Source organism: Mesorhizobium sp. CNPSo 4688, assembly GCF_057784295.1.
On sequence record NZ_JBWLUY010000055.1, the window covers coordinates 1 to 6,839 of the forward strand.

Genomic DNA, 6,839 nt, shown 5'->3' on the forward strand with positions numbered 1-6,839 from the left:
CGGCAACTACGGCGAGATGTACGACCGCAACCTGGGCCCGAAGACGCCCTATTATATCGACCGAACTGGCACCCCCAATGCCTCATGGGTTAACGGCGGGCTCCTGTACTCGCCTCCTTGGGAGTAGGCGGAGTTCGGCGTCGATCAACCACGTGGCAATGCATCGGACCAGGGCATGATAGTAGCAAAAACAAGAGCGTGGCGATCCTCGCGCGCAACGCCATCGGCTAAGCGATACGTTGCTTGGGTGCGATACAAGCTGACTCATGGTGCCATAGTAGCGGCCGTTGTTGGGTTTGTAATACTAGGGGGGTGGGCGATCCAACAAAACCTAGCAAGCCGTGGCATCGACTTCAGTTTTGCTTATTTGTCTGCACCTTCCCGATTCAGCATAAGCGAGGGGTTGGCGCCCATCTGGAGCGGGTGGGCGCCAATTTTCGATACTGTGGACGCCGCATCATCCAATCTGGAGATGCTGGAAGCGGGCCTCTTCAACACGGTCAAAGTTGCCCTTCTGGCCATCGCATCCTCGACAATGATTGGAGTTGTTTTAGGCGTTTTTCGTTTGTCGACCAATTGGCTAGTTCGGAATCTGGCCTTCGCGATTGGCGAATTCATCCGGAACACGCCCATACTGATCCAGCTGATGTTCTGGTATTTTGCGGTGTTGCTGCAGTTGCCTTCGGCCGCGAGCACAACAACCGTCCATAGATGGTTTGTTGCAGAGCAATCCGGAATCTTTTTGCCGCTACCACACGTAGCCGAGAGCTCGGGGCCCGCGTCAGTTCTATTGGTCGCCGTCGCAATCGCTTTCCTGGCGACAGCGTGCCTGCGCCGCTTCCCTGCGCGGTGGCGCATCGCGCTATTGGGCGCCGGACTATGTTTCGTTGGTGCGAGTTACGCGACAGGTTTGCGTATTGATCTTGATTTGCCGGTGCTTGGACGTTTCGGCGCGACCGGCGGATTGCACTTCACGCCAGAAATGTCAGCTATCCTGATTGCCATCATGGTAAACAGCGCAGGCTACATCTCTGAGATCGTTCGTGGTGCAATCGAAGGCTTGTCTAAGGGGCAGTGGGAAGCGGCGGCGGCACTGGGTTTGTCGCGGCGCGATACGATCAGAGACATCGTCCTTCCACAAGTATTCCGAATTATCATACCTTCTCTCACCAACCGCTATATCAGCCTCACAAAGGATACGTCCATCGGAATTGCGATAGGCTTTCCGGACTTGTTTAGCGTTAGCGGCACTGTGGCCAACCAGACTGGCCGGGATTTCGAGACCGTCATTGTCGTCATGGGGGTTTACCTGCTCCTCAGTTGGGCAATCAGCGCGTTGACGAACGTTGTAAATAGACGGTTCGCCCTGGAGAGAGCCTGATGGTCACGACATTGCATAGCTGGGCCAGCCGCAACCTTTTTGCGAACCCTATTGATTCCATTCTTTCGATACTCATCGCCGCAGCGCTTGGCTGGCTTTCAGTGGTCTTGCTGCATTGGGTCATCTGGGAGGCACACTGGGCAAGGATTTACGAGAGCCTTCGGTTGCTGCTATTCGGGATGTATCCGGTGGAGCAAACATGGCGTGCCTGGTTGACGCTTGCCATTCTGTGCACTGCGGTCGGCTCCATCCAACTGCCTTGGTCGCGCCGATTTGGTGTAGCTATATGGCTGACTGCCTGCGCGGCTGCAGTATTGGTCCTGGCTCCGCCCGGGCTTGACCGCTGGGGTGGACTTCTGCTCAGCATCATGCTCACGGTCGTCGTTTCAACGGCGTCTCTGCCGCTCGGCATTGTGCTCGCGTTCGGCCGCTCCAGCAAAAATCCCAGTCTGAGGGCCTGCTGCACTGGCTACATCGAGGTGATGCGGTCGGTGCCGCTGATCCTCGTCGTCTACTGGATCTGGATCACCGCGCCGCTGTTCATGCCGGAAATTTCGATATCCTCGCTTGCCCGCGGCATGGTCGGATACACCATCTTCAATGCCGCTTATGTGGCCGAATATGTGCGCAGCGGGTTTCAAGCCGTGCCGCGCGGTCAGGAGGAAGCGGCTCGCTCATTGGGCATGTCGGCCTGGACGATTGCGACTGAAATAGTTCTGCCGCAGGCTCTCCGGGTAGTCCAGCCGGCGCTGGTCGGTAACGTGCTCGACGTTTTCAACGGCGCGACGCTTGTGTTTATCATCGGACTGATGGACTTCCTGCGCGCCGGACAATTGATATTAGCAGATCCAAATGCCAGTGGTCAGACAAATGAAGTCTACGTATTCATGTTCGCTGTATATTTCGTTATCGGCTCGGCAATTACTTTTGGATCGCGCCGGATGGAGGCCCATATGCATAGGAGTACGCGTTGATGATAATACGGTCCGATGAGTCTGAGCCGGCGATGGTAGCCTTTGACAAGGTAAACAAGTTTTATGGTTCGTTCCAGGCATTGCGCGACGTGACCTTGTCGGTGGCGGCCGGTGAGGTGCTGGTTCTGATCGGCGCCAGCGGCTCGGGCAAGTCCACACTGATTCGCTGCGTCAATGGGCTGGAGACGCATGAGAGCGGTTCCTTGGTGGTTGACGGATTTTCAATGCCAACGATCAAGGACTTGGAATTCGGGGGGGGCGAGAAGGCCCTCCATCAAATCAGGCGCGGCGTAGGAATGGTCTTCCAGCAGTTCAACCTATTTCCGCACAAGACGGTGATGGAAAACATCGCACTTGCTCCGATGCGCGTCCGCGGCAAGTCGCGCGACGAGGCGCAGTCTATCGCAATGCGTCTGCTCGAACGTGTCGGGCTGCGAGATCAGGCGCAAAAATATCCCGGCAAGCTGTCGGGCGGCCAGCAGCAGCGCGTCGCGATTGCCCGTTCGCTGGCGATGGAGCCGCACGTTATGCTATTCGATGAACCCACTTCGGCACTCGATCCAGAATTGGTCGGCGAGGTGCTGGACGTCATGCGCGAGCTCCGCACTGATGGCATGACAATGATGATTGTCACGCATGAGATGGCTTTCGCCCGCGAAGTTGCCGACCGCGTTATCTATATGGATAATGGTGCGATCGTGGAGGCGGGGCCGCCCGCGCAGATCTTCGACAAACCGAATAGCGAGCGCACCCGGACGTTCCTATCGCGCGTGCTCAAACACTGACATCAAACGCGTTTCACAATACTGCGATGCCGTCCGGGGGGGTGCCAGCCCAGAACGGGCTGACCGATCCGATAATCTCCCCTCTCTCCGAATTTCCACGTGCGTTGCGTTCCTTCCAGATTAACTGTAGATCTTGGGTCGTATTGGGCCTCAAATGGACGACTGTCGATCCTTCTGTACTCGCGCTCGAAAGTTCTAGTTTGATTTCATTGTGGACCCTTGGTGATCCGCGGGTTTTCGGTGGTGACGCCCACAGGCACATTGCGATACGGAGCTCTTGGCCCCATGACGTTAGATCTCAAGGGAGACAGTCGTTGCCCAGTCAAAGCTGCGGCGGCGGCAGAAGATTTTCAACGGGAGCCTTGGGCGCGTACGGCAGCGGAAGCCACGCACTTGTGCCGAGAAACGCGCGTTGATCGACCTTGCGAGCGCGAGGAACCGCGGCGAGTCCCGCCGTTCTAGGCAGGCGGAGATCGACCGCTCTTTTCAAATCTTCATGTCATCCTTCGACACGCCCTAGCCCGGCTTATTCATGACGGATCTGGGTTTGTTTTCCGCTGAGCGGCGGACAGGTGGCGGCTCGGCGTCCTTTTCACCGCGGCTGTGTCTGGACTTGTGAACGCGCTGGAGGGTGGAGGCTGTGTGGTTTCGGCGGGGTCTGCTGCGCCGGCGGTCATGGTCCTGCCGGTAGCAGATTGCTGGCGATCGCCCTGAACAGACTTGCCTCGGGACAGGCGGCGGCGAAGGCCAGGCGGATGCGAGAGACGGTTTCGATGACGCGGGCGCCGAGCTTGAGCAGCCTGAGCCGCAGCGTAGCGAACTCGGCGTTGCGCATATGATGGGTCGTGGGCGCCGCCCCGCGCAGGGTGAGCATCAACCAGTATGCGGCGGTGTGCAGGACAAGACGGACCTGGTTGGCAATCGGTGAGCGGCAGGAGGTGCGGTCGGAGGCGAGCTGGCTCTTGTGCATCTTGATCAGGTTCTCGGCCTGGCCGCGGGTGCAGTAGAGAACGTCGTAGATGTGCTCGGCGGAGCCTTTGTCGAGATTGGCAACGACGAAGCGGATGTCGAGGCCGAGGGTGGTTGCCTCGATGCGAGCGCTGCGGCGTTCGGCCTGCCAGGACTTCGCCCTGTAGCGGTCTCGGCATAGCCGCGCAGCACAGGCTTGCGCTCGAGCGCGCGGCGGGTGCGGATGTCGTCGGCGCTCTCGTCGACGAGCCGCTGCAGAACCTTGTTGCCGGGTACGCCGAAGAGGTGGTCGATCGCATTGTTCTCGCACCAGGCCATGACTTGCGCCCAGCCGTAATGGCTGTCGCCACGGATCAGGATGCGGGTGGTCGGCCAGCGGGCGCGGATGCGGCGTACGAGACGGCGCATATGGCCGCGGATCTCCTTGCCCGCCGGGGTCTTGCCAGGACGCAGGATCATGGCGACCGTGCGTCCTGTCGCGGCGTCGTAGATGTGGATCGGCAGGAAGCAACGCTCGTCGTAGTGGGCGTTGAAGAGCGAGAGCTGCTGATGGCCGTGAACGACATCCACCGTGTCGTCGATGTCGACAAGCGTGACGCTTGCGGGCGGCGCGGCATAGCTCGACAGCCAGAGATCGACCAGCACCCAGCTGAGCCGGATGACGGTGCGCAGGTCAGGCAGGTTCTCCAGCCGCGAGCAGGTCGGCTGCGAGCACAGGTCAATCCCGCAGGCGAGCTTGAAGGCCGGGTCGGTACGCAGTCGGTCGAGATCATTGGCGTCCTCGTAGCCGCACGCGATCGCAAAGAATGCGGGCGCGCAGAACGTCGGCCATGCCGTGCGTCACCCGCTCTGGATCGCGCCGATCGTGGATCACCGCGGCCAGCCTGTCGGCCAATTGCAAGCGACGCTCGGCTGCGGCCAGAAGCATGACGCCGCCACCCGAGGTGATGCGGACGCCGTCAAACGCAGCTGTGATCTTCTAGCGTCCGACGGCTGGAAAAGACAGCGGCAGCAACGTATTCTCGGTCATGGCGGGGTGTGGCTCGCGAGATGCGGTGGGAGGGTTGGCCTAAGCAACCGACTCCTACGCCAAATCAATTGCTTAAGCCACATCCGCCAGCCTCAAAGCCCATCGTCGTGCATAAGAGGGGCTAGCGCCTGCAGTTCACGCATCCACACCACAAGGGTTGTTCGGAAAGAAGTGGTGCGCATTCCCTCGCATGATTTGTTCGATCAGCGTCGGCATGTCCTCGGCAGCGAGCCACCCGCTCGCGACGAGTTGGTGCACAGCCTCGACGATACCGCGTCGTGCCAAAATAGCATGCCCGTAAATGGGTTCGGCGGCTACAAGGTCGCCACCAAACGTAAAGATCTTGTTCGATGGTACCGCGACCAAAAATTCGGTCAAAAAGCGGGTGCTCGCGACAGGATTTAGCATCCATGCCCAGCACATATCGATGTACGCATTTGGGTATTGCTTCGCAAGCGCAATAAACTCATGTTCATACGGGTACCCAATATGCATCAACACGAAGTTTACGTCCGGATAGTCCTGCAACAAGCGACAGAGGTCAGATGCATTGCGTCGGACGCGGTCAACTTGCATGACGCCGACTGAAGCCAAATATCCCGTGTGCAACTTCACCGGCAAGCCATACTCTTCAGCCTTACCTATGCAATATCGAAAGAGAAAATCTTGCACTGCTTTCAGATCATCTGCGCCAAGCGAATGGCGAGCCCCAATAAGATCCGCTTGGTTCGGGAAAAGGCGAGCGGCAAGACTTTTAGTGACTGGAGCGAAATCTAAGGCACGAGTGTACGCAATCTGGCACTTCACCGCCACGGCCTTGGACCCGTACCTTCGGAAATAGTCATCGATAATCGAAAGCCATTCGTCGAGCGAGTTCGGGCGTAATCCCGTTTCTTCCTCGATTCGCACGAAATCCGCGGCACTGCACCGACAAAGACTTAGAATGCTGAGGTCTTGCGCAAGGATATTAGGTGTAGCACTCTCCATGAACGAACTTTGCAACGCGTTTACGTGGCAAAATTCTATATTCGAACGCCTCAGAATATCCGTGTAAAAGCCAGGCCTAACGAACTCGTGGTACTTTTCCGCAATCTGCGGAAACGTATCGCTTGTAAGGTCGATTTCGCCGTAAAGACCACGAAAAGTGTGACGAAGCGCCAGTCCGTAACCCGTATTCCTTATCCGTTCCCAGTACGGTGCCACTAGGAGATATTTTTCTTCGCTCCTGAGGCTAGGGTTTAAGAAGCTTTGAAAGTCTTTCTGTGGCATACCGCAGACGACAAGGTCCTCCGCAGCATAGTCTTGGAAGAGATAAGACCAATCGTTTGACTGGAAAAATCTCGGGTGTACTACTCCCTCGACGCGCTGTCGCTCTTCGATCAAATGCTCGTGAGTATCCACAAAGGGGGTCTGCTCAACGCATTCGCGGATTTTATGGCGGAGGTCAGGCATTCAAGTTCCTCAGATCAAGTACTGCGCCAGGTCGAACCAACTTCGGCGTCGATCAACGTTTTGGGTAGCGTCGCCACTTGCTAAGCCTACCGCTGACATGTTGATCGACGCCGAACTCCGCCTACTCCCAAGGAGGCGAGTACAGGAGCCCGCCGTTAACCCATGAGGCATTGGGGGTGCCAGTTCGGTCGATATAATAGGGCGTCTTCGGGCCCAGGTTGCGGTCGTACATCTCGCCGTAGTTGCCG

The 6,839-nt window shown here is 57.9% G+C and carries 4 protein-coding genes and 1 pseudogene; 3 read left to right on the forward strand and 2 right to left on the reverse strand.

The window, feature by feature from the left end; all coding sequences use genetic code 11:
• The first annotated feature begins 403 nt into the window (after positions 1-403).
• From AC04SH_RS34385 to AC04SH_RS34395, 3 genes are read left to right on the forward strand one after another with little or no spacing between them, the layout of a single operon-like run.
• Positions 404-1,381, forward strand: a complete 978-nt coding sequence (locus AC04SH_RS34385; RefSeq protein ID WP_488481842.1) for an ABC transporter permease subunit — start codon at positions 404-406, stop codon at positions 1,379-1,381.
• On the forward strand, positions 1,381-2,355 hold the full coding sequence (locus tag AC04SH_RS34390) for an amino acid ABC transporter permease (RefSeq protein WP_488481843.1): 975 nt from the start codon (positions 1,381-1,383) through the stop codon (positions 2,353-2,355). The genes AC04SH_RS34385 and AC04SH_RS34390 overlap by 1 nt, the downstream gene beginning before the upstream one ends.
• A 32-nt stretch (positions 2,356-2,387) precedes the next feature.
• Positions 2,388-3,140, forward strand: a complete 753-nt coding sequence (locus AC04SH_RS34395; protein ID WP_488481844.1) for an amino acid ABC transporter ATP-binding protein — start codon at positions 2,388-2,390, stop codon at positions 3,138-3,140.
• 673 nt (positions 3,141-3,813) lie between these two features.
• On the opposite strand, the pseudogene AC04SH_RS34400 reads toward AC04SH_RS34395, so the two are convergent.
• Together AC04SH_RS34400 and AC04SH_RS34405 are read right to left on the reverse strand one after the other, a co-directional pair.
• Positions 3,814-5,085: pseudogene (locus tag AC04SH_RS34400) on the reverse strand (IS1380 family transposase).
• A 189-nt stretch (positions 5,086-5,274) separates the two neighbouring features.
• On the reverse strand, positions 5,275-6,591 hold the full coding sequence (locus AC04SH_RS34405; RefSeq protein ID WP_488481845.1) for an amidohydrolase family protein: 1,317 nt from the start codon (positions 6,589-6,591) through the stop codon (positions 5,275-5,277).
• Positions 6,592-6,839: the final 248 nt, after the last annotated feature.